The organism is Halococcus salifodinae DSM 8989, from assembly GCF_000336935.1.
Classification (GTDB): Archaea; Halobacteriota; Halobacteria; order Halobacteriales; family Halococcaceae; genus Halococcus; species Halococcus salifodinae.
This window is the reverse complement of the sequence record NZ_AOME01000012.1, coordinates 40,628-63,976: the sequence shown is the minus strand read 5'-3', so window position 1 is coordinate 63,976 and position 23,349 is coordinate 40,628. Positions and strand designations below refer to the sequence as shown.

General features: G+C 65.1%; 19 protein-coding genes and 1 tRNA gene. 15 read left to right on the top strand and 5 right to left on the bottom strand.

Annotated elements, in window-relative coordinates; translation table 11 throughout:
* Nucleotides 1-250: 250 nt before the first annotated feature.
* Nucleotides 251-2,293 carry a methionine--tRNA ligase gene (gene metG / locus C450_RS01335; protein WP_005039045.1) on the top strand — a complete coding sequence of 681 codons (2,043 nt, stop codon included), beginning with the start codon at nt 251-253 and terminating at the stop codon, nt 2,291-2,293.
* A gap of 33 nt (nt 2,294-2,326) precedes the next feature.
* Here the strand turns inward: metG and C450_RS01330 are convergent, their stop codons facing one another.
* On the bottom strand, nt 2,327-2,890 hold the full coding sequence (locus C450_RS01330; RefSeq protein ID WP_005039043.1) for a hypothetical protein: 564 nt from the start codon (nt 2,888-2,890) through the stop codon (nt 2,327-2,329).
* Between the two features lie 112 nt (nt 2,891-3,002).
* Here C450_RS01330 and C450_RS01325 point away from each other — a divergent pair, with 112 nt between their 5' ends.
* The 6 genes from C450_RS01325 to C450_RS01300 all read left to right on the top strand — a co-directional run bounded on the left by C450_RS01325 (nt 3,003) and on the right by C450_RS01300 (nt 7,076).
* Nucleotides 3,003-3,794, top strand: coding sequence for a DNA polymerase sliding clamp (locus C450_RS01325; protein ID WP_005039040.1), 792 nt, complete (start codon nt 3,003-3,005; stop codon nt 3,792-3,794).
* Between the two features lie 108 nt (nt 3,795-3,902).
* Nucleotides 3,903-4,103, top strand: coding sequence for a hypothetical protein (locus C450_RS01320; protein ID WP_005039039.1), 201 nt, complete (start codon nt 3,903-3,905; stop codon nt 4,101-4,103).
* A gap of 153 nt (nt 4,104-4,256) precedes the next feature.
* A complete protein-coding gene (locus C450_RS01315) occupies nt 4,257-4,475 on the top strand; it encodes a DUF7312 domain-containing protein (protein WP_005039037.1) in 219 nt (72 codons plus the stop codon).
* Between the two features lie 45 nt (nt 4,476-4,520).
* Nucleotides 4,521-5,117: an NfeD family protein gene (locus tag C450_RS01310; RefSeq protein WP_005039035.1), complete on the top strand. Its 597-nt coding sequence runs from the start codon at nt 4,521-4,523 to the stop codon at nt 5,115-5,117.
* A gap of 78 nt (nt 5,118-5,195) precedes the next feature.
* Nucleotides 5,196-6,398 carry an SPFH domain-containing protein gene (locus C450_RS01305; RefSeq protein ID WP_005039034.1) on the top strand — a complete coding sequence of 401 codons (1,203 nt, stop codon included), beginning with the start codon at nt 5,196-5,198 and terminating at the stop codon, nt 6,396-6,398.
* Between the two features lie 78 nt (nt 6,399-6,476).
* Complete coding sequence (locus C450_RS01300) at nt 6,477-7,076, top strand: winged helix-turn-helix transcriptional regulator (protein WP_005039032.1); 600 nt, start codon at nt 6,477-6,479, stop codon at nt 7,074-7,076.
* Nucleotides 7,077-7,099: 23 nt separating this feature from the next.
* On the opposite strand, the gene C450_RS01295 is transcribed toward C450_RS01300, so the two are convergent.
* Entirely contained in the window at nt 7,100-7,624 is a 525-nt protein-coding gene (locus tag C450_RS01295) for an Rrf2 family transcriptional regulator (protein WP_005039030.1), read from the bottom strand.
* 126 nt (nt 7,625-7,750) lie between these two features.
* Here C450_RS01295 and C450_RS01290 point away from each other — a divergent pair, with 126 nt between their 5' ends.
* Nucleotides 7,751-8,668, top strand: a complete 918-nt coding sequence (locus C450_RS01290) for an NAD-dependent epimerase/dehydratase family protein (RefSeq protein ID WP_005039028.1) — start codon at nt 7,751-7,753, stop codon at nt 8,666-8,668.
* Nucleotides 8,669-8,759: 91 nt separating this feature from the next.
* Complete coding sequence (rocF, locus tag C450_RS01285; RefSeq protein WP_005039025.1) at nt 8,760-9,671, top strand: arginase; 912 nt, start codon at nt 8,760-8,762, stop codon at nt 9,669-9,671.
* A gap of 670 nt (nt 9,672-10,341) precedes the next feature.
* On the opposite strand, the gene thiL is transcribed toward rocF, so the two are convergent.
* On the bottom strand, nt 10,342-11,211 hold the full coding sequence (thiL, locus tag C450_RS01280) for a thiamine-phosphate kinase (RefSeq protein WP_005039023.1): 870 nt from the start codon (nt 11,209-11,211) through the stop codon (nt 10,342-10,344).
* A 128-nt stretch (nt 11,212-11,339) separates the two neighbouring features.
* Here thiL and C450_RS01275 point away from each other — a divergent pair, with 128 nt between their 5' ends.
* Nucleotides 11,340-12,356, top strand: a complete 1,017-nt coding sequence (locus C450_RS01275; RefSeq protein ID WP_005039020.1) for a lysylphosphatidylglycerol synthase transmembrane domain-containing protein — start codon at nt 11,340-11,342, stop codon at nt 12,354-12,356.
* Nucleotides 12,357-12,678: 322 nt separating this feature from the next.
* Nucleotides 12,679-13,134, top strand: coding sequence for a 30S ribosomal protein S19e (locus C450_RS01270; RefSeq protein ID WP_005039019.1), 456 nt, complete (start codon nt 12,679-12,681; stop codon nt 13,132-13,134).
* A gap of 127 nt (nt 13,135-13,261) precedes the next feature.
* Here the strand turns inward: C450_RS01270 and C450_RS01265 are convergent, their stop codons facing one another.
* The gene (locus C450_RS01265) at nt 13,262-15,898 is read right to left on the bottom strand and encodes a valine--tRNA ligase (protein WP_005039017.1); all 2,637 of its coding nucleotides are present in this window, start codon (nt 15,896-15,898) and stop codon (nt 13,262-13,264) included.
* 535 nt (nt 15,899-16,433) lie between these two features.
* Here C450_RS01265 and gnd point away from each other — a divergent pair.
* From gnd to katG, 4 genes are all read left to right on the top strand, one after another.
* Entirely contained in the window at nt 16,434-17,330 is an 897-nt protein-coding gene (gene gnd, locus C450_RS01260) for a phosphogluconate dehydrogenase (NAD(+)-dependent, decarboxylating) (protein WP_005039014.1), read from the top strand.
* A gap of 271 nt (nt 17,331-17,601) precedes the next feature.
* Nucleotides 17,602-18,186, top strand: coding sequence for a 2Fe-2S iron-sulfur cluster-binding protein (locus C450_RS01255; protein WP_005039012.1), 585 nt, complete (start codon nt 17,602-17,604; stop codon nt 18,184-18,186).
* A gap of 57 nt (nt 18,187-18,243) precedes the next feature.
* Nucleotides 18,244-18,316 (top strand) — tRNA-Arg (locus tag C450_RS01250).
* A 603-nt stretch (nt 18,317-18,919) separates the two neighbouring features.
* A complete protein-coding gene (gene katG / locus C450_RS01245) occupies nt 18,920-21,064 on the top strand; it encodes a catalase/peroxidase HPI (RefSeq protein WP_005039010.1) in 2,145 nt (714 codons plus the stop codon).
* Nucleotides 21,065-21,347: 283 nt separating this feature from the next.
* Here katG and thrS read toward each other — a convergent pair whose 3' ends face one another.
* Nucleotides 21,348-23,273, bottom strand: coding sequence for a threonine--tRNA ligase (thrS, locus tag C450_RS01240; RefSeq protein WP_005039008.1), 1,926 nt, complete (start codon nt 23,271-23,273; stop codon nt 21,348-21,350).
* Nucleotides 23,274-23,349 lie beyond the last annotated feature (76 nt).

Genomic DNA, 23,349 nt, shown 5'->3' with positions numbered 1-23,349 from the left:
GTTATGAGTCCCGCGCTCGGACACGAAGGCGTGTTCCCGACGGTCCACCACGTGATGCGACTGCGCGCTATGCGTAGCGCGTGGTGGACCCGCCGGCTCGCCGGACCGCTGACGCGGTGACGACGGGCGGGCGCAGAAACCGCGGCGCGTTCTCCGATCGTTCGCCTTCCAGTCACACCCAACACCAGTCACCGACAATGCACGTCAACAAAACCGCGGGCTTTAGGCCCGCATCGAGGTATCGCTACCCATGAGCCACGAGTCGTTCCCCACCGAGAACCCGGCGGTGGTCACGTGTGGACTGCCGTACGCCAACGGCGATCTCCACGTCGGCCACCTCCGTACCTACGTCGGCGGCGACGCCTACGCCCGCGCGCTCGAAAAACTCGGCCAGGAGACCGCGTTCGTCTCGGGATCGGACATGCACGGCACGCCCGTCGCGGTCAACGCGTGGCGCGAGGGCGTCTCGCCGGAGGAGTTCGCACTGCGCCACCACGAGAAGTACGAAGCGACGTTCCCGAAGTTCGACGTCGAGTTCGACAACTACGGCCACACGGCCGAAGACACGAACGTCGAACTCACCCAGGGGTTCGTCAGCGAACTCGACGAGGATGGGTATATCTACGAGAAGGAAATCGAAGTCGCGTGGGACCCCGAAGAGAATCAACCCCTGCCCGATCGGTACGTCGAGGGGACGTGTCCGTACTGCGGCGAGCACGCCCGCGGCGACGAGTGCGACGAAGGCTGCGGTCGCCACCTCGAACCGGGTGAGATCGAAGAGCCTACGAGCGTTATTACTGGGAACCCCGCGGAGTACCGCACCCGCGAGCACGAGTTCCTCCGACTCTCGGAGTTCCAAGAGTACCTTGGCGAGTTCATCGACCGCCTCGACGGGACCGCGAACGCGCGCAACCAGCCCCGCGAGTGGATCGAGGGCGAACTTCAGGACTGGTGTATCACCCGCGATCTCGACTGGGGGATCGAGTACCCCGGCGAGGAGGACCTCGTGCTCTACGTCTGGGTCGACGCCCCGATCGAGTACGTCGCCTCCACGAAGCAGTACAGCGAGCGTGTCGGTGCGGACGAATACGACTGGGAGGAAGTCTGGCAGGAAGATGGCGAAATCGTCCACGTCATCGGCCGGGACATCATCCAGCACCACACCGTCTTCTGGCCCGCCGTGCTCCACGGAGTGGGGTACAACGAGCCGCGTTCGGTGCTGGCAAGCGGGTTCGTCAACCTCGATGGCAAGGGATTCTCGACCAGTCGGAACCGGGCCGTCTGGGCGGACGAGTATCTCGACGAGGGGTTCGACACCGACCTCTACCGGTACTACGTCACCACCGGGACGGGGTTCCAGCAGGACGTCGACTTTTCGTGGGAACGCTTTGCCGAGCGAGTCAACGGCGAGCTGGTGGGCACGCTCGGCAACTTCTGCTATCGCTCCCTCCTGTTCGCCTACCGCAACTACGAGGGGACGCCCGACGGCGAGGTTTCGGATGAAGTCGCAGAGCGCATCGAGGATGCGATCGACGACTTCGCGGCGGGCGTCGACGACTACTCCATTCGCGCGGTCGGTCAGGCCCCCGTCAAACTCGCTCAGTTCGGCAACGAGTACATCCAGGGCCACGAGCCGTGGAACCTCGACGACCCCGAACGCGGCGCGGTCATCCGGGACTGCGTCCAGATCGCGAAGGCGATCGCGGTGCTCGCCGAACCGGCGCTCCCGAGCACCGCCGAACGGCTCTGGGACCAGCTCGACGAGTCCGGCTCGGTCCACGACGCCACCCTCGACGCGGCGCTCGACGCGCCATCCGCGAACTTCGACGCGCCCGAAGAGCTGTTCGAGAAGATCGAGGACGACCGCGTCGCGGAGCTGAACGAGGCACTCGAAGCCGAGATCGCGGCCGCCAGCGAGGACGACGCGGACGACGCACCTGATGAGATCGACGCCGAGATCGCGGCGCTCGCCGACGAACGGATCGGGTTCGAGGCGTTCCAGGATCTCGACATCCGGGTCGGCGAGATCGAACTCGCCGAAGGGATCGAGGGGGCGGACGACCTCGCCCGGCTGGAGGTCGATCTCGGTGTCGAAACCCGACAGGTCGTCGCGGGGATCAAGCAGCTCCACGATCTCAGTAGTTTAGCAGGCACCCGGGTGGTCGTGCTCGCGAACATCGAGAAGAACGAGCTGTTCGGCGTCGAAAGTAATGGAATGGTGCTCGCGGCGGGCGAGGACGCGGATCTGCTCACGACGCACGACGATAGCGTCCCCGGAACGAAGATCCGCTGATCCGTCCATAGACCACGCTCGTCCACTTCCGATTCAGAAGTTCGTCACCTTCGACTGGATACGGCCGTCGTCGATCTCTTCGGTCGCTGCCTCGGCGGTGGCGAAGTACGCCGCGAGTTCGTCCGGTCCAACCTCGTCGCTTTGATGGAGATACGCGATCTCGGTGAGCGATAGCGATTCTCCCTGCTCCAGTTTGTGCTGGAGCTGCTCGGCCGAAAGAGTCTGAAAGGTCAGATCGAGGTCGACGGTCGCGGCCCGGTCGTCTTTCGCCTCCGCGAGGTTGATCGCCTCCTTCAGTACTGTCTCGAACGCGACCTCGGTATCGTCGATCGCTTGATAGAGGAACGCCACTGCGGACACCAGGGCGTCGAACGCCTCGGTCCCCTCCATCCGGTCGAACCGCTTTTCGAACACGATCTCGCGGTCGTGGTCCGGGAGGTGCTCGATCAGTACCTCGAAGTCGAGGACGGCGTCGTGGATCCGGTCACGGATGCGTGATCGCGCGTTCCGCTCCGACTGCGCACTCGCGAACTCCGTCTCGCCACGGAGATACGCCCGATCCGCCTGACTCAGGACACCGCGTTCTCTGCCCGACATACTCTGAATCAAGTTACGCTATCCGACAGAGGTATATAAATATAACCTGTTTCGGGTTATCATCCGATTCGCTGTCAAAAAGTCTTATTCGGTTGGCGTGGTGACGAGAAGTATGGCACGAGTGAGTGATGCGGAGGAATCGTCACCCCGGCCGTTCGAGGCGGTCGTGAGCGCCGAAACGGCACAGACGGTTGTCGGTCTCGTGGGCGCGCTCGTCGACGAATGTTGCCTCCATCTCGACGACGATGGTGTCCGGATACCGGCGGTCGATCCGGCGAGCGTCGCGATGGTTGACCTCGAACTCTCCGACGATGCGTTCGAAGCGTACGAGGCTGGTGGCGGGCGAATCGGCGTCGATGTCGATCGGCTCGCGGCGGTCGTCGGGATGGCCGATCGCGGGCAACGAGTGGCGCTCGCTCTCGATCCCGAAACGCGCACGCTCGAAATCGTCATCGACGAACTCGAATACACGCTGGCGCTCATCGATCCCGAGGCGATCCGATCACCACCTGATCTCTCGGAGACGGCGGTCGACCTCACCGGCGAGGCCGTCGTCGACGCCGACGTCATCGACCAGGCCCTGCGAGCAGCGGACATGGTCGCGAATCAGATCGCGTTCGGGATCGATGCGGACGCGAAGACTTTCTACGTCGAGGCCGAGGGCGACACCGATGACGTCTCGCTCGCGCTCACGGCGGACGATCTCGTCGACTTCACGCCGGGTGACGCACATTCGTTGTTCTCGCTCGACTACCTGAACGCGATCAATCGAGCGATCGCCGACGCTCCCGACATCGGCCTCCAACTCGGCACCGAAACCCCAATCGAGATCGGGTACGAGTTCGCCGACGGTGCCGGAGCCGTCGAGTACGTCGTGAGCCCTCGCCGAGCCGTTGAGTACTGATCCCTGCTGTAGAGAAGCTGTCGTAGGAATCACCACACACAGGGCTACAGGATGGGGACTCCATCTACAATCGGTGGCTTTTTGATGCTATTGTGTCATTCTCCGAGTATGGCCGAGGATGTCGATGTCGATCTCGAAGTCGAAGTAAACGGCGACGAACTTGAAATCGAGTTGGACCATCCAGAAGAGGCCGAAGCAACGCTCGAAACGGAGGATCTGAACATCGATGTGGAGATCGAAGCCGATGTTGCTGTCGAGCGAAAGGACGACGAGGGCGATTCGGACGAAGACGACGAGTCCGATAACTAGCCAGAGGCAGCCGTACACCACGAGTCGGGTGCCGAGTCGAACAACTGTCGAGCCGCGCGTGTCCGAGTGAATACGATACGCTCTCCATCGGGCCTGTTTCGTTTCCTGTGTGTCTGGCGGCACGCACTTCAGGCTGGAACCCGTCTCCGGCGTATGGCCGACGACTGGAAATACGCGGTCGAGGACTTCGAGGACGGTGACGACGCGACGGATGGCGGCGACGGAACCGGGATTGAGTCGGCCGACCAAGCGACCGACGTTTTCGGCGAGGCGGGCACGACCGACATCGAACCCGGCTCCCCGAGTCTCGAGAACACGCTGTTCGTCTGCCTCGGGGTCGCGGTCGCGCTGGTCGTGATCCTCGGGATCTGAACGTCGGACCCAACAGTTAATCACGCGTCGCTCTAACACACGACTATGGTACTGGCGTTCGCGGCTGGTGCGATCCCGCTCCAGGCGGACCTCCTCCTCAACCAGCTTCCGCTGGTGCTCGTGGTCGCCGGGCTCGGATTGATGGGCTTGGAGGCGCTCGCCCCTGGTGCGCACTTCGTGGTACTGGGGGTTGCGCTGCTGGTCGCCGGCATGGTCGGGGTGGCGCTCGGTGCTCTCGGTCTCGGCGGCGTGATACTGGCAGCCATCCTCGCCGCGGTCGTGGTTGCCAGCGGTGCGGGGACCCTGTACGCCTATCGAAAGTTCGATTTCTACGGCGGGAAGAACATGGCCCAAACCACGGACTCGGACTCGCTCCGCGGGAAGTCGGGCCGGGTCACCGAGCGCGTGACCCACTCGGGTGGCCAGGTCAAACTCGACGGTGGCGGATTCAATCCTTACTATGCCGCGCGCGCTCTCGACGGCGAGATCCCCGAAGGCGAACCCGTGATGGTCACCGACCCCGGCGGCGGCAACGTCGTCACCGTCGAGTCGCTCTCGGCGATCGAGGGCGACATCGAACGCGAACTCGCCCAGGGCCGCGAGGAGGAACCCGACGACGAGCGCGAGCACGAAACCGCGTGAATCGGCGTCACCGCCGGTCCCGGCTATCGTTTTTCCCCGACCGAACCCTTATGTCCCCGTCTTCCTAACTCAAGCTGGATGACACTCGTTCCGCTCCAGGCCGGGCTCACGCTCGCCCCGGCGATCGTGGTACTGTTAGTGCTGGCGGTCGCGATCATCACCGTCTACAGCGCGGTGGAGATCGTCAACGCCTACGAGAAACGTGCGCTCACGGTGCTCGGCGACTACCGGAAATTGCTCGAACCCGGGATCAACTTCGTCCCGCCGTTCGTCAACAACACCTACCCGTTCGACATGCGGACCCAGACCCTCGACGTCCCGCGCCAGGAAGCCATCACGCGCGACAACTCGCCCGTGACGGCGGACGCGGTCGTCTACATCAAGGTGATGGACGCGAAGAAGGCGTTCCTCGAAGTCGACGACTACAAGCGCGCGGTCTCGAATCTCGCCCAGACCACGCTGCGAGCGGTCCTGGGTGACATGGACTTGGACGACACGCTGAGCAAGCGCTCGGAGATCAACGGCCGCATCCGGAAGGAACTCGACGAGCCGACCGACGAGTGGGGCGTCCGAGTCGAGTCGGTCGAAGTCCGCGAAGTGAACCCCTCGGCGGACGTCCAGCAGGCGATGGAGCAGCAGACCTCCGCCGAGCGACGTCGCCGTGCGATGATCCTCGAAGCCCAGGGTGAACGCCGGAGTGCGGTCGAGAGTGCGGAGGGTGAAAAGCAGTCGAACATCATCCGTGCGCAGGGTGAAAAGCAGAGCCAGATCCTCGAAGCCCAGGGTGATGCGGTCTCCACAGTACTGCGCGCGAAATCCGCCGAGTCGATGGGCGAGCGTGCGGTGATCGACAAGGGGATGGAGACCCTCGAATCGATCGGTCAGGGCGAATCGACGACGTTCGTCCTGCCCCAGGAGCTCTCCTCGATGCTCGGTCGGTACGGCAAGCATCTCACCGGCAGCGACGTCCGCGAGGACGGCCAGGACCTCGACAGCCTCGACTTCGACGAGGAGACCCGCGAGCTGATCGGGCTCGACGACATCGACGAGATCATCGGCAACATCGACGAGGACGCCGAACTCGACATCGAGGCGATGGAACAAGAGGCCGAAGCGATCAAAACCGGGGAGGCGACCGGCGACATCCAGGACCCCGATCAGGTCATCGCGGAGATGGACGAACCCAGCGGTACGACGAGCGACACCGGTGGCACCGAACGCCCTGAAGGGACCGAAACGGGCAGCACCGAGGAGAGCGAGGTCGAGTCGGAACCCAACTGATCAGAGTCGTTTTGGCGGTCGAGACGGTAGCACGCACGGTCGAAGGGGTTTTTAGGGAGGTACCCCCAAGGAGTCACAATGGCCGAGCGCGAGGTCGACGAACAGAAGCGGTCCACGCTCCGGCGCTTCGCCGCGCTCGGAGCGGTCGGCCCGTTTACACACCTCGCAAGCGACAACGACAACGACGCCCGGAGCGGTATTGCGGGCTACCTCGCCGCGACGCCCGGCGCACACTTCTCGAAGCTCCGTGACGACCTCGATCTCGGTACCGGCGAGACCCAACACCACCTCCGCCGGCTCCGCGAGGAGACGACGATCGAGAGCCGACGCGACGGCGACTACCGACGGTATTTCCCCGCGAACGAGTTCGACGAGTTCGAACAGGTCGCGCTCGGGTATCTCCGTCGTGAGACGCCACGCGGGATGGTGCGCGCGCTGCTGGCCGATCCCGACGCGACCGCGAGCGGTCTCGCGAGCGAACTCGGGGTCTCGCGGCCCACGGTGAGCAAACACGCCGCCGACCTCGAACGCGCGGGACTGCTCTCGCGCGCCGACGGCTACGCTCTCGTCCGGCCGGAGCTCCTCCTGACGCTGCTCGTGCGATACGCTGATTCCTTCGACGCCGCCACGGTCCGGTTTGCGGGCGAGGCCGACCAGCTCATCCGGCTCGACCGCTGAGAAGTGAAGAACCGCCGTCTCGCTCAGTTTTCCGCCGGGGCTCGCATCCCGTTCGTGTTGAGTACGAGGACGTTGTCGGTGTCGACCGTGCCGTCGATCACGCCCTCGATCACGAGGTGTGATTTCGGTGTCGGGCCGACCGTGACCGAGTCACCGTCGTGGAACTCCCGGACCGATCCCTGGAGGTGGATCTCCGCACGACATTTCTCGGGGTGGTGAACGCTGATGAGATCGATCTCCTGGACGTTGGCGTTGTCGACGGGCTCGCCGTTGTGGGCCAGCGGAACGGTTTCGGGCTCGTCCATCTCCTGGATGTCGAGCGCGCTGTAGGCGTTCGCCGTCGGCTTGTACCCGCCTTTCGGCCCCGGGACGCCCTCGACGAGCTGGAGCGCTTTGAGGCTCTGCATCTGGTTGCGGATCGTGCCGGGGTTCCGGTCGACCATCTCCGCGATCGACTCGCCTTTGACTGCGCTCTCGCTCTCGCGGTAGAGATCGACCAGCTCCTGGAGAATCTTCTTCTGACTGTCAGTCAGTTCGATAGATGACATATATCCGTATTCGTGACACGCGTACTTAAACCCGGTGGGTGTCCGCTTCCGGTCCGGCGGTTCCGGAAGCGCCGTGGACGACACCGTTCCGATAGAGATTTGACGATCGGCCCGCCCCGTCGAGCCATGCAAGGACAGCGCGTGCTCGTCACCGGTGGCGCGGGGTTCATCGGGTCGAATCTCGCGAACCACCTCGCCGAAACGAACGACGTGATCGCGCTCGACGACGGCTACCTCGGCACACCCGACAACCTCGATGAGGGTGTGGAGTACGTCGAGGCGAGCGTGGTCGACGAGGATCTCCCGAGCGACGTGGACGTGCTCTTCCACCTCGCGGCGCTCTCTTCTCAGAAGATGCACGAGGAGAACCCCCAGCGCGGCGCACGAGTCAACGTCGAGGGGTTCGTGAACACGGTCGAACAGGTCCGCCGCGACGGCTGTGACACCGTGGTCTACGCCTCGACGTCCTCGATCTACGGCGATCGAACCGAGCCCTCGCCGGAGGACATGCCGATCGAGGCCGGATCGGGCTACGAGGCCTCGAAACTCGCCCGCGAGCGCTACGCCGAGTACTTCGCCAACCGCTACGAGATGACGGCGGCCGGGATGCGGTTTTTCTCCGTGTACCAGGGCTACGGCGGCTCGGAGGGCCACAAAGGTGAGTTCGCCAACATCATCGCGCAGTTCGCCGACGACCTCGCGAACGGTCGCCCGCCGGTCATCTACGGCGACGGCTCGCACACGCGGGATTTCACCCACGTCTCGGACATCGTCCGGGGGCTCGAACACGCCGCCGACAACCGGTTGACGGGGATCTACAACCTCGGGACGAGCGAGAGCTACTCCGCGAACACGGTCGTCGAGATGTTGAACGACGAGCTCGGCACGGAGATCGAGCCCGAGCACGTCGCAAACCCCATCGACGAGGACATGTTCGTCCACGACACGATGGCCGACGCCACGAAGATGACGGCGGCAACCGGCTGGGAGCCCCAGATCGACTTCGGAGAGGGCATTCGGCGAGTCTGCGCGCAGTACCAGTAGTCACAGCCCCAGACCGCAGCCTCAGCACCCTAGCCCCACTCACCGCGGCCATCACAGCCGATTTTTATACCGCCGCGGTCGAGGTGTTCACATGACGATCAGTACGATCGGCGTCCCGATGGATCTCGGAGCCGACCGGCGGGGCGTCGACATGGGCCCCTCGGCCATCCGGTACGCCGGGCTCGCGTCGACGCTCGACAGCATCGGTCGCTCGTGTGTCGATGCCGGCGATCTCACGGTCCCGCACGCCGAGGAGCGCGATCCCGAGGCGAGGTCGATCGAGGCCAACGCGAAGTATCTCGACGAGGTCGAGTCGGTCTGTACGCGGCTCGCCGACGAGGTCGCGTCCTCGATCGACGGCGGCGCGCTCCCGCTCGTCCTGGGGGGCGATCACTCGATCGCGATCGGCACGCTCGCCGGCGCGTCGCGCGACGCCGAGATCGGCGCGATCTGGTTCGACGCCCACAGCGACGTCAACACGCCCGAAACCACGCCCTCGGGCAACGTCCACGGGATGCCGCTCGCGGCCGCGCTCGGGATGGGCACGTTCGCCGACACGCCGTGGGCGAACGCATCCGGTCTCCGCGAGGAGAACGTCGTCCTCGTCGGCCTCCGAAGCGTCGACGAACCCGAGCGCGAGCGCATCCGTGACAGCGCGATTACGGCCTACACCATGTCCGACATCGACCAGCGCGGGGTCGTCGACGTCACCGAGGAAGCGCTCGATATCGCCACCGATGGCGTCGACGGCATCCACGTCAGCCTCGATCTCGACTGGCTCGACCCCTCTCACGCGCCGGGCGTCGGCACGCCCGTCCGCGGCGGCGTCACCTACCGCGAGGCCCACTCCGCGCTCGAAACCCTCGCCGACCGTGACGAGTATGAAGGAATCCTCCGCTCGCTCGAAGTCGTCGAGGCGAACCCGATCCTCGATTCACACAACGAGACCGCTGAGCTCGGTGTCGAACTCGCCGCGAGCGCGCTCGGCAAGCGCGTGCTCTAAAACCACTTTTTTACTTTGCTACGAGACGGCGAAGCCGTCTCGGCATCCCGAAAGAACGCTGTTCTTTCGGACCTCGCGGGAGCTTTGCTCCCGCTCAGTGACGGGAGAGCTTCGCTCTCTCGAACCACGAGACAAAGCTCCGAAGGCGAGCGAAGCGAGTCTTCCGGTGGACTGAAAATCCCCGCTCACTCGCTTCGTTCGTTCGCGGTACGACTGCTGGCACTCACCACTACCGCCCCGCCTCCGCACAGCACCGCCGAAGCCCTCGCCGCGCGCTCACTCCGTTCGCTTACGGGCCGTTCCTCCCCGTTCGTGCGTTCGGCGGTGCTCACTTCGTTCGCACCGCCCGTCGCTCGCCCTTCATCCGCTGTCAGAGAAATCTCCGACAAGCCTCGTGCTCGTTTCACTCACACGAGACGCCAGGAGAGCAAGCTCTCCTGAGCCTCGACTCGCTGCGTTCTCGTGAACCGAAGGTGAACGGGAGTTCGGAGTCGTTCGAAAGGCGCTTCGTGCCTTTCGTGATGACGAGGGAGCTTCGCTCCCTCGAACCACGCGCAAAGCGTGCTCCGGTACTCGTCGAGACGCCAGGCCCGCACCGCAGCAGCACCGCACCCGCCGCCGCACCGCCACCACCGCCGCACCGCCACCACCGCAGCGACCGCGCGGCGCGCTATCCGTGGGTGTAACCCCGATCGTCGAGCGGCTCGTCGTCAAGCGTCACACCGCTCTCGACGACCGTTCCGATCCGGGTGATGGCGACTGGTGCGGCCTCGCGGACGGTATCGAGCGCGCTCTCAGGGACGGTGAACACGAGTTCGAAATCCTCGCCGAAGAAAACGCTCAGTTCGCGTTTTTCGGCCGGATCGGCGGCGACCTCGCCGACCGCATCGGCGACGGGCAACGGCATCTCGACCGCGAACCCGCAGTCGCTCGCCGCGGCCAGTTGGTGAAGCGAGCGGGCAAGCCCGTCGCTGCTATCCATCATCGCGCCCGCGTGCGGCGCGATCGCCTCGCCGGCCGCGACGCGCGGCGTGAACCGAAACAGTTCGTTCGCGCGGTCGTTCTCACCCGCCGCGAACAGTCGGAGCGCCGCACCGCTCCGGCCGAGGTGGCCGGTCACACAGACCGCCTCGCCCGGCTCCGCACCCGACCGCAGTACCGGATCGTCGGTCCGGCCGAGCGCGGTCGTCGCGACGGTGAACTCGTCGTGGCTGTCGAGATCGCCGCCGACGTACTCCGCCCCGCACGCCTCACAGACGTCGCTCGCGCCGTCGACGAACGCCGTCAGATCAGCCTCGTCGAGTTCGGGAGCGGCGTAGACCGCGACTGCCGCCTGCGCTGAAGCTCCCATCGCGGCCACGTCCGAGAGCGACGCCCCGACCGCGCGCCAGCCCGCGGTGTACCGCGTCGTGCCGTCGGGGAAGTCGGTCGACTCGTGAAGCATGTCGGTCGTGAGCACCGAGCCGTCGACGACCGCACAGTCGTCGCCCGCGGCAGGAACGTGCCCGGCGAGGCTGTCGAGAGCCGCCCGCTCGTCCATGATCGGCGTTCGATGGCGGTGAGGAAAACCCGTTCGATCCCAGTGGAGACGAGTGATCCGTCCTTTCGATCGACGATCACGAACGCGTTCCGGAGGGTTCATCCCGGGGTCGCTCCTTCGACACCGACATGATCCGCGGCGACGATCTCAGAGCCACGCTCATCGGATTTGCGGGTGCGCTCTGCGTTCTCGCCGTCCTCGTCTGGGGCGTCGGGATCGACAAGACGATCGACGCGCTCGCGGGGGCCAGCCTGCCGGTCCTGCTCGGGATCGTGGCCATCGCGATCTGCTGGCTCGGCGCGTGGGGGATGTCGTTGCACACCGTTCTGCGGGTGCTCGGCGCACCGATCACGGTGCCGGCGGCCGTCCTCGTGTTCGCGGGGGCGACGTTTGCGAACAACGTCACGCCCTTTGGCCAGGCCGGCGGCGAGCCGGTGAGCGCGCTGCTCATCTCGCGGGCTTCCGACAGTGAGTACGAGACTGGGCTCGCGGCGATCGCGAGCGTCGACGCGCTCAACTTCGTTCCCTCGATCGGGCTCGCCCTCGTCGGACTGGGCTACTTCACGACCTCGATCACGTTCGGTGAGAACCTCGAATACGCGACGATCGCGGTGGTGGCGTTCGCGATCGTGGTGCCGATCGCGGTGGTGCTCGGGTGGCGCAACCGCTACCGGCTCGAACGGATCGCGGTCGACTCGCTCGCGCCGCTCCTCCAGCGCCTCGGCGAGCTCGTGCCGCGCCGATCGGCACCGAGCCGGGCCGCGCTCGAAGGGCGGATCGAGGGCTTCTTCACGGCCGTCGAGCGCGTCGCTACCAACCCCCGTGGACTGGTGTTCGCCCTCGTCTTCTCGACGGCGGGCTGGGTCGGGCTCGCGACCTCGCTTTGGCTCTCGCTGTTCGCGCTCGGCCACACCGTCTCGCCCGCCGTCGTGCTGGTCGCCATTCCGACGGGCGCGATGGCGAGCATCACACCACTCCCCGGCGGGCTCGGCGGGGTCGAAGCAGTCCTCGGTGCGCTCGTTCTCGCAACCACCGGCCTCCCGCTGGCGACCGTGACGGCCGCCGTCCTCATCCACCGCGGCGCGACCTACCTCCTCCCGACCGTCATCGGTGGAGGTACCGCTGCGGTGCTCGCCGACCGCTGACGGAGCACTTCTCGGTACTGAGGCGTCCATTGGGAGGCGGTGGCGCGCGGAGAGCGCTGCAGTGTAAGCGCTCTCCCGTGCGAGGGATGAGCACCACAGCGAACGAAGTGAGCGAGGAGCGCAGTCGGCTGGGGAGGTGTGTGGTCTGCGGTTCTCATTCGTGTCGAGGTTTCCCGTAGCCGAATCGACCACCGTTGTGAGGTTCGCCGAGATGGCGACTGATTCTACTGTCCACGACGGTGGGAGGGAGACGTGTTCGATCGACGACTCCCCTCAGAACGCTACCGACGCGTTTAACCCCACCCGCGAGCGTTTCGTACGTATGGCAACTCTCTACGACGTTCCGGCGGATGCGCTCATCGAGGCGCTCGTCGAACGCCTCCCCGAGAGCATCGAACGCCCCGACTGGGCGACCTACGCGAAGACCGGCGCGGGTCGCGAGCTCCCGCCCGAACAGGAAGACTTCTGGCGAACCCGCGCTGCCAGCCTCCTCCGACGGGTCGCTATCGACGGCGAGATCGGCGTCGACCGGCTCACGACCGCCTACGGCGGCACAAAGGACGGCTCGAACCGCTACGGTGTCGCTCCGGCGAAAAAGACCGAGGGCAGCGGGAAGATCATTCGAACTGTGCTCCAGCAGCTCGAAACCGAAGACCTCGTCGAGACCGCCGAGGGCGAGGGCCGCCGCGTCACCGCCGACGGTCAGAGCCTCCTCGACGACACGGCGGGCGACGTGCTCTCCGACCTCGACCGGCCTGAACTCGAACGCTACGCCTGAGAACGGTCGCGGCCAGTAGCCCGGATCGTGTCACCGGCTCTGTTCCTCCGATATCCGATCCGTAGCCGCAGCTCGGTGCAGTGATCCCGCGAGAGAATCGTTCTGTGACACCTCGATAGAAGCGGTGCTACGGGAAGACGAGCACCGTCGCGCCCTCGGCGTCGAGAACCGCGACTTCTTCGCCCGCGACGCGCTGCTCGCGCTCGACCGCGACCGCGTCGCCGTCGAGCGTGACCGTCTCACCCTCAACGTCGAGTTCGATCGTGCCGTTCTCGTTCTTCTGTCGCTCGACAGCGGTGGGATCGGTGGCTTCGAGCGCGCCCACGACCGCGCCAGCCCGATCGCGGAACTCGGGGCCGATCGTGCTGTGGTCGGGATCGACACCCACCGCGACCATCTCCACGTCGGGTTCGCCCGTCTCGACCGTCACTGGGGCGTTCACCGTCGCGCTCAGGTCGCCAGTATCGAGTTCGGCGATTCCGTCGGCGTAGACCTCGATCCGAGCGAGGTCGGCGTTGAGCGCCATGCCTTCGTCGGATTTCCACGCCCGGACCGCGCTCGCGACTGCGGCGATCCGTTCGCCGCGCGCCTCCGCGGCGTCGTCGGCGATATCGAGCGCGGGCCACGTAGCGGCGTGGACGCTGCCCGACGTATCGGGCAGGTGATGGTACGCCTCTTCGGCGAGGAACGGCGAGAACGGGGCGAGCATCCGGAGCGACGCCGAGAGTGTCGTCGAAAGCGCGTGGCGTGCGGCGTCGCGTTCGGTGTCGTTGCCCTCGTAGAGTCGCCCCTTGATGAGTTCGACGTAGTCGTCGGCGAGGTCGTGCCAGACGAACTCCCGGACCTTCCGGAGCGCCCGGTCAAACCGGTACTCGTTCATGTCGGCCGCGACGTCGTCAGCGACCCGCGCGCACCGCGAGAGGATCCAGCGGTCGGCGTCGGTGGCAGCCTCGTCGAACGCTCCTTCGTCGGCCACCGATCCGTGGCTCTCGGTATCGAGATGCTGGCTCGCGAAGCGCGTGATGTTCCAGAGCTTCGTGAGGAAACGCGACGCGCTCGTGACTTCTTTGGGCTGGAACTGGATGTCGCTTCCCGGCTGGCCGCCGAGGGCGAGTGCCTGGCGGAACGCGTCGGCCGAATGATCCTCGACGACATCGATCGGTGCGACCGAGTTGTCCTTCGATTTGCTCATCTTGTTGCCGTCAGTACCCAAGACCATTCCGTTGATGAGCGCCTCGTCCCACGGTCGCTGGTCTTCGAGCGCCGCCGTCCGGAGGAGCGTGTAAAACGCCCACGTTCGGATGATGTCGTGGCCCTGCTCGCGGAGCTGCACGGGGCTGAAGTCGGCGTCGGGCCAGCCCGCGACGTGGAGCGCCGAGATCGACGAGTCCATCCACGTGTCCATCACGTCGGTCTCGCCAGTCCACGCGTCCGCACCGCACTCCGGGCAGTCGGCGTCGGGATCGTCCTCGGTGGGTTTGGCGGGGAGATCGTCCAGCTCGGCGACATGCCAGTGACCGCAGTCGTCACACGACCACGCCGGGATCGGGGTGGCGAACACGCGCTGGCGGGAGATCACCCAGTCCCACTCCATCCCCTCGGTCCACTCTTCGAGGCGATCGTACATGTGCTCGGGAATCCAGTCGACCTCCCGAGCGTTGTCGAGGATCTCCTCGCGATCGACCCGGACGAACCACTGCTCTTTCGAGAGGATCTCGATCGGCGTGTCACACCGCCAGCACGCCCCGACCGACTGCTCGATGGGTTCCTCGTCGCGGAGATACCCCTCGCGCTGGAGCGCGGTGCTGATCTCCTCGTTCGCGTCGTCGATCGCGAGCCCGCCGAACTCCGGAACGTCCTCCGCAAGTCGGCCGTCCTCGGTCACCACGGGCCGGAGGTCGAGATCGTACTCCGCCCACCAGTCGACGTCCTGTTTGTCGCCGAAGGTGCAGATCATCACCGCGCCGGTGCCGAAGTCGCCGTCGACTTCCTCGCTCGCGACGAGTTCGACTTCCTGACCGAACAGCGGCACCTCGAAGGTGTCGCCGATCCGGTCGGCGTAGCGCTCGTCGTCGGGATCGACCGCCATCCCGACGCAGGCTGCGAGCAGTTCGGGACGGGTGGTGGCGATCTCGATCGCGTCGTTGTCGATCCCCGAAAAGCGGACCGTCGAGAGCGTGCCCTCGGTGTCGACGTTCTCGACTTCGGCGTCGGCGATCGCGGTCTCACACCGTGGACACCAGTTCACGGGATGCTCGTCGCGGTGAACGTACCCTTTCTCCGCCATCTCGACGAACGAGCGCTGGGTTTTCCCCCAGTAGTCGGAGTCCATCGTGCGGTACTCCTGAGACCAGTCCTGAGAGAAGCCGAGCCACTGCATCGTCTCCTTCATCCCGTCGATCTTCCGTTCGGTGTGCTCGACGCACAGCTCCCGGAACTCCTCGCGCGGCACGTCCGTCCGCCGGATGTCGTGGTTCTCCTCGACTTTGACCTCCGTCGGGAGGCCGTGACAGTCCCAACCCTGCGGGAAGGAGACGTTTTTCCCCTGCATTCGGTGGTAGCGCGCGGCGAAGTCCATGTAGCTCCAGCCGAGCGCGTGCCCGATGTGGAGGTCGCCCGTCGGATAGGGCGGCGGCGTGTCGATCACGTACTCGGTTGCGCTATCATCGTGGTCGTCGTCGTGATACAGGTCGGATGCGTGCCACTCCTCGCGCCACTTGGCTTCGAGCGCGTCGGGATCGTAGGTTTCAGCTAGCTCTGTCATGAATCGTCCTTTCTGGATACCCGCGACTGGGCGAACAATTGTGCCGAGAACGTGCAAGTCGGTGGTTCAGCGACGTACTACCGACGACATCACGCTCATGGCTCCACCCACGCGAGTCCGTCTGATAAACGTTCGTGTTGGGCGATACCGCCTCGATGGGCTTGACCGAGTCCTCGACGACTGCCGGCGTTCGTATCGAGAGGATGATGGGAGTTAGTGATTAGTACGACAAGTTCTACCATTGTCCCTGAATCTCCTGTTTCGCGTGCTGGTCGGTGCGTTCGTCTGCGTCGCGCCCACAGCGCTGTTTCTCGGCCTCTGGCACGGCCTCCAGCGAATGCAGGACGGCGAGCTCGTCGAGCGGGACGGGCGATCTCGATTCGCGCGATCGGCGCGCGCTGGAGCGGGCGGTCGCCGACGGGACGTCGTCGGCGGGGCCGCCCGGGAACGACGAGCGTCGATCCAGCGGCGACCGAAACCCGCCCTGACCCGGGCGAACCACAACCCCTACCTGCGCGCCCGCGGAGGGGCGGGTATGCAACTGGGCGTCGTCGGACTCGGGCGGATGGGGCGGATCGTGACCGAGCGCGTGCTCGACGCGGGCCACGACGTGGTCGCCTTCGACGTGGACGAAGAGGCCGTCGCGACCGCCGCGGCGGTGGGAGCCGAACCGGCCGACTCCATTGGAGACCTCGCTGACCGGCTCGGAAACGAAAAACGGATCTGGCTGATGGTGCCCGCGGGCGACGCTATCGACGCTGCGCTCGACGACCTCGAAGCTCACCTCGACGGCGACGACGTGGTGATCGACGGCGGTAACTCACACTTCGAGGAATCGGTGCGACGAGCCGACGCGACGCCGGCGGCGTATCTCGACTGTGGGACTTCTGGGGGCCCTGCCGGCGCGGAGCTCGGGTTTTCGCTGATGATCGGCGGTCCCGAGTGGGCCTACGAGGAACTCACCCCGGTCTTCGATGCCGTGGCGACGGGTCCCGACGGTCACGCGAGGATGGGGCCCGCAGGTTCGGGCCACTACGTCAAGATGGTTCACAACGGCGTGGAGTACGCGCTGATGGAGGCCTACGGCGAGGGGTTCGAACTCCTCCACGACGGGCGGTACGACCTCGATCTCGAAGCCGTCGCTCGCACCTGGAACAACGGCGCAGTCATCCGGTCGTGGCTGCTCGAACTCGCAGAGGAGGCGTTCCACGAGGAGGGCGGCGATCTGGGTGACGTCGCCGACCACGTTGCGGGCGGCTCGACGGGAACGTGGACCGTCGAGGAGGCGCTCGCCCAGGAGATCCCGGTGCCGCTGATCTACNCCGCGCTCGCCGAGCGGTTCGGCTCGCGGGCCGACGAGGGTCGGTTCGCGCGGCGACTCGCCAACCGGCTCCGATACGGGTTCGGTCGTCACGAGATTGCCAGGCGGTAGGCGGTGGCAGTTGCGGTACAGTGGCAGTGCGGCGTGGTGGCGGTGCCTGGTGGATGAAGGGCGAGCGAACGAAGTGAGCGAGGGCTTCGGCGGTGCTGTGCGGCTGCGGAGATGTTAGTGATCGAACCACGAGCGAACGAGCGGTGCGAGTGAGCGTGGTTCGAGACGCCGAAGGCATCTCGTCATCCCGAAAATCGGAGATTTTCGGGCGACAGCAAAAGGTGGGTGGGGAGACCGATAGCTAGTTAAACCACGATTCCATAGCGCGTTCATGGTCGAGGTCGTCGGTCTCTCCATTGGGCTCTTGGCTGTGCTCGTCATGGTAGCGCTGCATTTCTCGCCAGGAACCGAACGGGTCATCCCGAACGACATCTCCCAGGACGTCCTCGAACACCGCGCCGAGAGCGTCCCTGAAACCGATTTCCCCGAGCCGATGAACCGCTCGATCGGCGGCGGAGCGGTTCCGGGGAGCGCGGTCGGCGGTGGCGGCGAGGCCGAGGGCGAGCTCGCGGAGGGCGAAGCTGAAGAGGAAGAGCCCAGCCCGGCCGAGATCCCCGACGACGAGGCCGAGAGCTTCGATATCGAGTACGTGAAGGAGGGCGAAACGATCGAAGTCAAGGAGAACGAAACCCTCCTCGACGCCGGCGAGGACGAGGGCTGGGACCTGCCTTACGCCTGTCGACAGGGTCAGTGCGTCTCGTGTGGCGCCCAGGTCACCGATGGCCCCTCCGAGGACTACCTGACCCATGACGGCCAAGAGATGCTCAGCGAGGACGAGCTCGGCGACGGCTACACACTGACCTGTGTGGCCTATCCGACTGCCGACCTCACGCTTGAAACCAGCGAGACGCCCTGACGCGGCGCGGACGATTTTCACAACGACTAAATCGGCATCGGCGTTACTGGTGATCGTGGGCGCGTAGCTCAGTGGATAGAGTTCTTGGTTCCGGACCAAGACGTCGCGGGTTCAAATCCCGTCGCGCCCGTGAGCGACGAACGGATGTGAGGAGCGAACTGGCACGCAGGATTTGAATCACGCAAACCGAGCGAAGCGAGGTTTGTACCGGGTTCAAATCCCGTCGCGCCCGTTCGGTTTTCGAACGAACTTGCCTATCGAGACGTCAGACGCTTGCCAACCCTTCTCGATCGTCGATCGTCACCAACCCCAGCTTTGCCGGTGTGACGTCCGTCTGCGTCGGGAGCTGAACGATCACGGAACACTGCGTGAGGATACACAGTCCAACGGTGATGCGTAACTATTGCCACCTCATCGAGATCCCCTGAATCTGGTTTCGGGCCACCTGATGCGGCGTCGTTCACTTCGTCTCCTTCGATTCACTGGTCTATTACACCAGCGTCTCTCGATTTGTTGTGGCCGATCCGCTGGTGGCCAGCACGGCCTGCCTTGCAAATCGGTAGAAATAGTTCGTCTTACCGGAGATATATTCTGGAAATTGTGGACTTAGTTTGGTCAGATTTATACTGCTTCGCCGCGGAGTGTCACCGTAGACAGCTCGACTCATGTCAGACGAACATTCGAAACACGGGATGGGCGAACCGGACGACGAGCTCTCGGAGGTCGCTCGACGATGAGTAGATCGAACCAGGATTGGTGGCCGGATCAGTTGGACTTGGAGATCCTCGACCGGAACGCTCACCCGGGCGATCCGATGGACGAGGAGTTCGACTACGCCGAGGAGTTCGAGAAACTCGATCTCGACGAGGTGAAGGCGGACATCGAGGACGTGCTGACGACGTCCCAGGAGTGGTGGCCGGCCGACTACGGCCACTACGGTCCGCTGATGATCCGGATGGCGTGGCACAGCGCCGGCACGTACCGCGTCGCCGACGGCCGCGGTGGCGCGAACCGCGCCGGACAGCGGCTCGCACCACTCAACAGCTGGCCCGACAACGCGAACCTCGACAAGGCCCGACGCCTGCTCTGGCCGGTCAAGCAGAAATACGGCAAGAGCCTCTCGTGGGCCGATATGATCGTCCTGACGGGGAACGTCGCCTTGGAGTCGATGGGGTTCGAGACGTTCGGCTTCGGCGGCGGACGCGAGGACGCGTACATGCCCGACGAGGCGGTCGACTGGGGGCCCGAAGACGACATGGAGGTCACCTCCTCCGAACGCTTCGACGAGGAGGGCGACCTCGAGAACCCACTCGGTAACACCGTCATGGGGCTCATCTACGTGAACCCCGAGGGGCCGTACGGTGAGCCCGACGTCGAGGGATCGGCACACAACATCCGCGAGACGTTCGACCACATGGCGATGAACGACGAGGAGACGGTCGCGCTCATCGCCGGCGGACACACGTTCGGGAAGGTCCACGGCGCCGACGATCCCGAGCATCTCGGCCCCGAACCCGAGGCAGCCCCCATGGAGTCACAGGGCCTGGGCTGGGAGAGCGACTACGAATCCGGCAAAGGGGCCGACACGATCACCGGTGGTATCGAGGGCCCCTGGAACGGCACGCCGACCATGTGGGACATGGGGTATATCGACAACCTGCTCGACTACGAGTGGGAGGCGCACAAGGGTCCCGGCGGTGCATGGCAGTGGCGACCGGTCGGCGAGGAGCTACAGGACACCGTACCGGACGCCCACGATTCCTCGGCAACGGTCGATCCCATGATGCTGACGACGGACGTCGCCCTGAAGCGTGATTCGGACTATCGGGAGGTCCTCGAACGCTTCCAGGAGGACCCCCGCAAGTTCCAGCAGGCGTTCGCGAAAGCGTGGTACAAACTGATTCACCGCGACATGGGCCCGCCGACCCGGCTCCTCGGTCCCGAAGTGCCCGACGAGGAGATGCTGTGGCAGGATCCGCTCCCCGATGTCGACCATAGTCTGATCGGGGCGGAAGAGATCGCCGCACTCGAAGAGGAGATCCTCGATTCGGAGCTGTCCGTCACCGGACTGGTCAGAACCGCCTGGGCGTCGGCGTCGACGTACCGCGACAGCGACAAGCGCGGTGGCGCGAACGGCGCTCGGCTCCGTCTCCGACCGCAGCGGGACTGGGAGGTCAACCAGTCGGGGGAGCTGACGACCGTGCTGGACACGCTCGACGAGATCCGCGAGGAGTTCAACGACTCGCGCTCGGACGGGACGAAAGTCTCGCTCGCCGACCTGATCGTGTTGGGTGGCAACGCGGCCGTCGAGGAGGCGGCGGCCGAGGCCGGCCACGACGTGAACATCCCGTTCGAGCCGGGCCGGACGGACGCCTCTCAGGAGCAGACCGATGTCGAGTCCTTCGAGGCACTCAAGCCGGCGGCGGACGGGTTCCGGAACTACCGCTCGGACGAGGCCGACCAGCCGGCCGAGGAGATGCTGGTCGACCGGTCGGAGCTCCTGAATCTGACCGCGCCCGAGATGACGGTGCTCGTCGGCGGGATGCGGGCGCTGGACGCGAACTACGACGGCTCCGATCTCGGCGTCTTCACCGACCGACCGGCGACGCTGACCAACGACTTCTTCGTGAACCTGCTCGGCATGGACACGGAGTGGGAACCGGTCTCGGAGGACGAGCACGTGTTCGGGGGGTACGACCGCGACACGGGCGAACTCGTCCGGAAGGCTACCCGTGTGGATCTCGTCTTTGGGTCGAACTCCCGACTCCGAGCCATCGCCGAGGTGTACGGAGCCGATGACGCAGAGGAGGAGTTCGTGGACGACTTCGTGGACGCGTGGCATAAAGTGATGACCAACGACCGCTTCGACCTCGAGTAATCCGCGCTGCGAGTCCGGTCGGTGGCCATGCCAACGTCTCGATGACGTGTCGCCACGGTTACCACGCCGTTTTCTGCTACTGCTTCGTGACGAAGTGCTGGACGGAGTGGACGTGCCTCTGCCAGGGACGACACCGATATTCTGACACGAACGATCATCGGCTGATGACAGTGTCGGACTTCCCGAACACTGCTTCGATAGTCTCGTGCTTTCGGTGAACCTACTGGCGAAAAACAGATGGCGAGGTTCGTCGGTTCTCAGAAACGGTCTCGGTACTTCGCAGTCAGTCGAGAAACGCCGGGGCGGTCAGCTTCTCGTCGCGCTCGGCTTCCAGCGCCGCTCGGAACTCGTCGAGATCGACCCCGTCGCGCTCGCGTTCCTCGCGGTCGCGCACCGAGACGGTTCCCGCTTCTTCCTCGGTATCGCCGACGATCAGCATGTACGGCACTCGGTCGTCGTGGCCAGCGCGGATCTTCCGCCCCACCGTCCACGAGCGGGTCTCGATTTCGGTCCGGAACCCGTCGAGCTCCGCGGCGACCGATTCGGCGTACTCGAGGTTGTCGTCGCTCACCGGCAGGACGCGGACCTGTTCGGGCGCGAGCCAGAGCGGGAAGTTGCCCTTGTAGTGCTCGATCAGGACGCCCATGAACCGCTCGAAGCTCCCCAGCAGCGCGCGGTGGATCGTCACCGGACGGTGTTCCTCGTTGTCTTCGCCGACATAGACCAGATCGAGGCGTTCGGGGATGTTGAAGTCCACCTGTACCGTGCCGATCGTCCACTCACGGCCGAGCGCGTCTCGGGCGTCGAGCCCGATCTTCGGTCCGTAGAAAGCCGCCTCGCCGTCCTCGACCTCGTATTCGAGACCCTCGGTTTCGAGTGCATCGACTAGCGCGTCGGTGGCCTGCTCCCAGATATCGTCGCTCCCGATGGCGTTGTCGCCCTGGGTTTCGAGTTTGTAGAGCACTTCGAGATCGAACTGGCTGTAGATCTCTTCGATCACCTTGAGGGTCTGGGTGATCTCGTCTTCGAGCTGATCGGGACGGACGAACGCGTGGCCGTCGTCCTGGGTCATTCCCCTGACTCGGAGCATTCCCGAGAGCTCGCCCGACTGTTCGTTGCGATAGACGGTGCCGAACTCGGAGTACCGCATCGGGAGGTCGCGGTACGACCACCGCTCACGATCGTAGAGATGAGCGTGGTTCGCACAGTTCATCGGCTTCAGCCCGTACTCGAAGCCGTCCTGTTCCCATGCGAACATCTCACCTTCGGCGGTGAAGTTGTCGTAGTGGCCCGTCGGTTTCCAGATCTCGGTCTTGTTGAGCTCTGGCGTCCAGACCTCCTCGTACCCGAGTTTGTCGTTCATTTCGCGGATGTACTCCTCCAGCTCGCGGCGGATCGTCATCCCGTTGGGATGGTAGTGGACGCTGCCCGGCGAGTGATCGGGGACGCTGAAGAGATCCATCTCCTGACCGATCTTGCGGTGGTCGCGTTCCTTGGCCTCCTCCCGCCGATCGAGGAACCCCTCCAAGTCGTCCTCGTTTGGAAACGCCGTTCCGTACACTCGCGTGAGCGATTCGTTCTCTTCCTCGCCACGCCAGTACGCCGCGGAGGTTTCGAGCAGCGCGAACCCGCCGATCTCACCCGTGGAGGCGACGTGTGGGCCCTGGCAGAGATCGAAGAAGTCGCCCTGTTCGTAGATGCTCACGGGGTCTGCGCCCGCCGCTTCCTCGTCGAGGATGTCACGTTTGAACCGGTTGTCCTCGTAGATCTCGAACGCTTCCTCCCTGGGGCGTTCGACCCGCTCGATCGGGAGGTCCGCGTCGATGATGGTCTGGGCCTCCTCGGCGATCGCGTCGAGGTCCTCGCTGTCGAGGTCGACGTTCGCGATATCGTAGTAGAACCCCTCGTCGGTCCACGGGCCGATGGTGAGCTTCGCCTCGGGATGGAGCCGGGAGAGCGCCTGGGCGAAGACGTGGGCCGCGGAGTGCCGGAGCACGTCGAGATACTCCTCGCTGTCCTCGGTCACGATCTCCAACCGGCTGTCCTCGGTGATCGGTTCGGCCGCGGCGACGAGCTCGCCGTCCACGACCCCCGCGATCGTGTCGCTCCCGAGCCCCGGGCCGATCTCGTAGGCTACGTCCTCGACCGTCGAACCGGGCTCCATCGGGAGCTCGGAACCGTCCGGCAGCGTCACGACGACATCGCTCATGGGTTGGGTAGGTGCCACGCCCGGGATAAGCCTGTTGAGACGACCGAACCCCGACGCCGCCGCTGGCCTGAAACCG

What these genes read in the sequence shown, in the direction of transcription:
- C450_RS01310 (WP_005039035.1), top strand. Translation starts at nt 4,521, where the DNA reads ATGGTACTGGCGTTCGCGGCTGGTGCGATCCCGCTCCAGGCGGACCTC.
- C450_RS01265 (WP_005039017.1), bottom strand. Translation starts at nt 15,898, where the DNA reads ATGACAGAGCTAGCTGAAACCTACGATCCCGACGCGCTCGAAGCCAAG.
- thrS (WP_005039008.1), bottom strand. Translation starts at nt 23,273, where the DNA reads ATGAGCGATGTCGTCGTGACGCTGCCGGACGGTTCCGAGCTCCCGATG.
- katG (WP_005039010.1), top strand. Translation starts at nt 18,920, where the DNA reads ATGAGTAGATCGAACCAGGATTGGTGGCCGGATCAGTTGGACTTGGAG.
- C450_RS01320 (WP_005039039.1), top strand. Translation starts at nt 3,903, where the DNA reads ATGGCCGAGGATGTCGATGTCGATCTCGAAGTCGAAGTAAACGGCGAC.
- C450_RS01305 (WP_005039034.1), top strand. Translation starts at nt 5,196, where the DNA reads ATGACACTCGTTCCGCTCCAGGCCGGGCTCACGCTCGCCCCGGCGATC.
- C450_RS01330 (WP_005039043.1), bottom strand. Translation starts at nt 2,890, where the DNA reads ATGTCGGGCAGAGAACGCGGTGTCCTGAGTCAGGCGGATCGGGCGTAT.
- C450_RS01270 (WP_005039019.1), top strand. Translation starts at nt 12,679, where the DNA reads ATGGCAACTCTCTACGACGTTCCGGCGGATGCGCTCATCGAGGCGCTC.
- metG (WP_005039045.1), top strand. Translation starts at nt 251, where the DNA reads ATGAGCCACGAGTCGTTCCCCACCGAGAACCCGGCGGTGGTCACGTGT.
- C450_RS01300 (WP_005039032.1), top strand. Translation starts at nt 6,477, where the DNA reads ATGGCCGAGCGCGAGGTCGACGAACAGAAGCGGTCCACGCTCCGGCGC.
- C450_RS01275 (WP_005039020.1), top strand. Translation starts at nt 11,340, where the DNA reads ATGATCCGCGGCGACGATCTCAGAGCCACGCTCATCGGATTTGCGGGT.
- rocF (WP_005039025.1), top strand. Translation starts at nt 8,760, where the DNA reads ATGACGATCAGTACGATCGGCGTCCCGATGGATCTCGGAGCCGACCGG.
- C450_RS01295 (WP_005039030.1), bottom strand. Translation starts at nt 7,624, where the DNA reads ATGTCATCTATCGAACTGACTGACAGTCAGAAGAAGATTCTCCAGGAG.
- thiL (WP_005039023.1), bottom strand. Translation starts at nt 11,211, where the DNA reads ATGGACGAGCGGGCGGCTCTCGACAGCCTCGCCGGGCACGTTCCTGCC.
- C450_RS01290 (WP_005039028.1), top strand. Translation starts at nt 7,751, where the DNA reads ATGCAAGGACAGCGCGTGCTCGTCACCGGTGGCGCGGGGTTCATCGGG.
- C450_RS01255 (WP_005039012.1), top strand. Translation starts at nt 17,602, where the DNA reads ATGGTCGAGGTCGTCGGTCTCTCCATTGGGCTCTTGGCTGTGCTCGTC.
- C450_RS01325 (WP_005039040.1), top strand. Translation starts at nt 3,003, where the DNA reads ATGGCACGAGTGAGTGATGCGGAGGAATCGTCACCCCGGCCGTTCGAG.
- C450_RS01315 (WP_005039037.1), top strand. Translation starts at nt 4,257, where the DNA reads ATGGCCGACGACTGGAAATACGCGGTCGAGGACTTCGAGGACGGTGAC.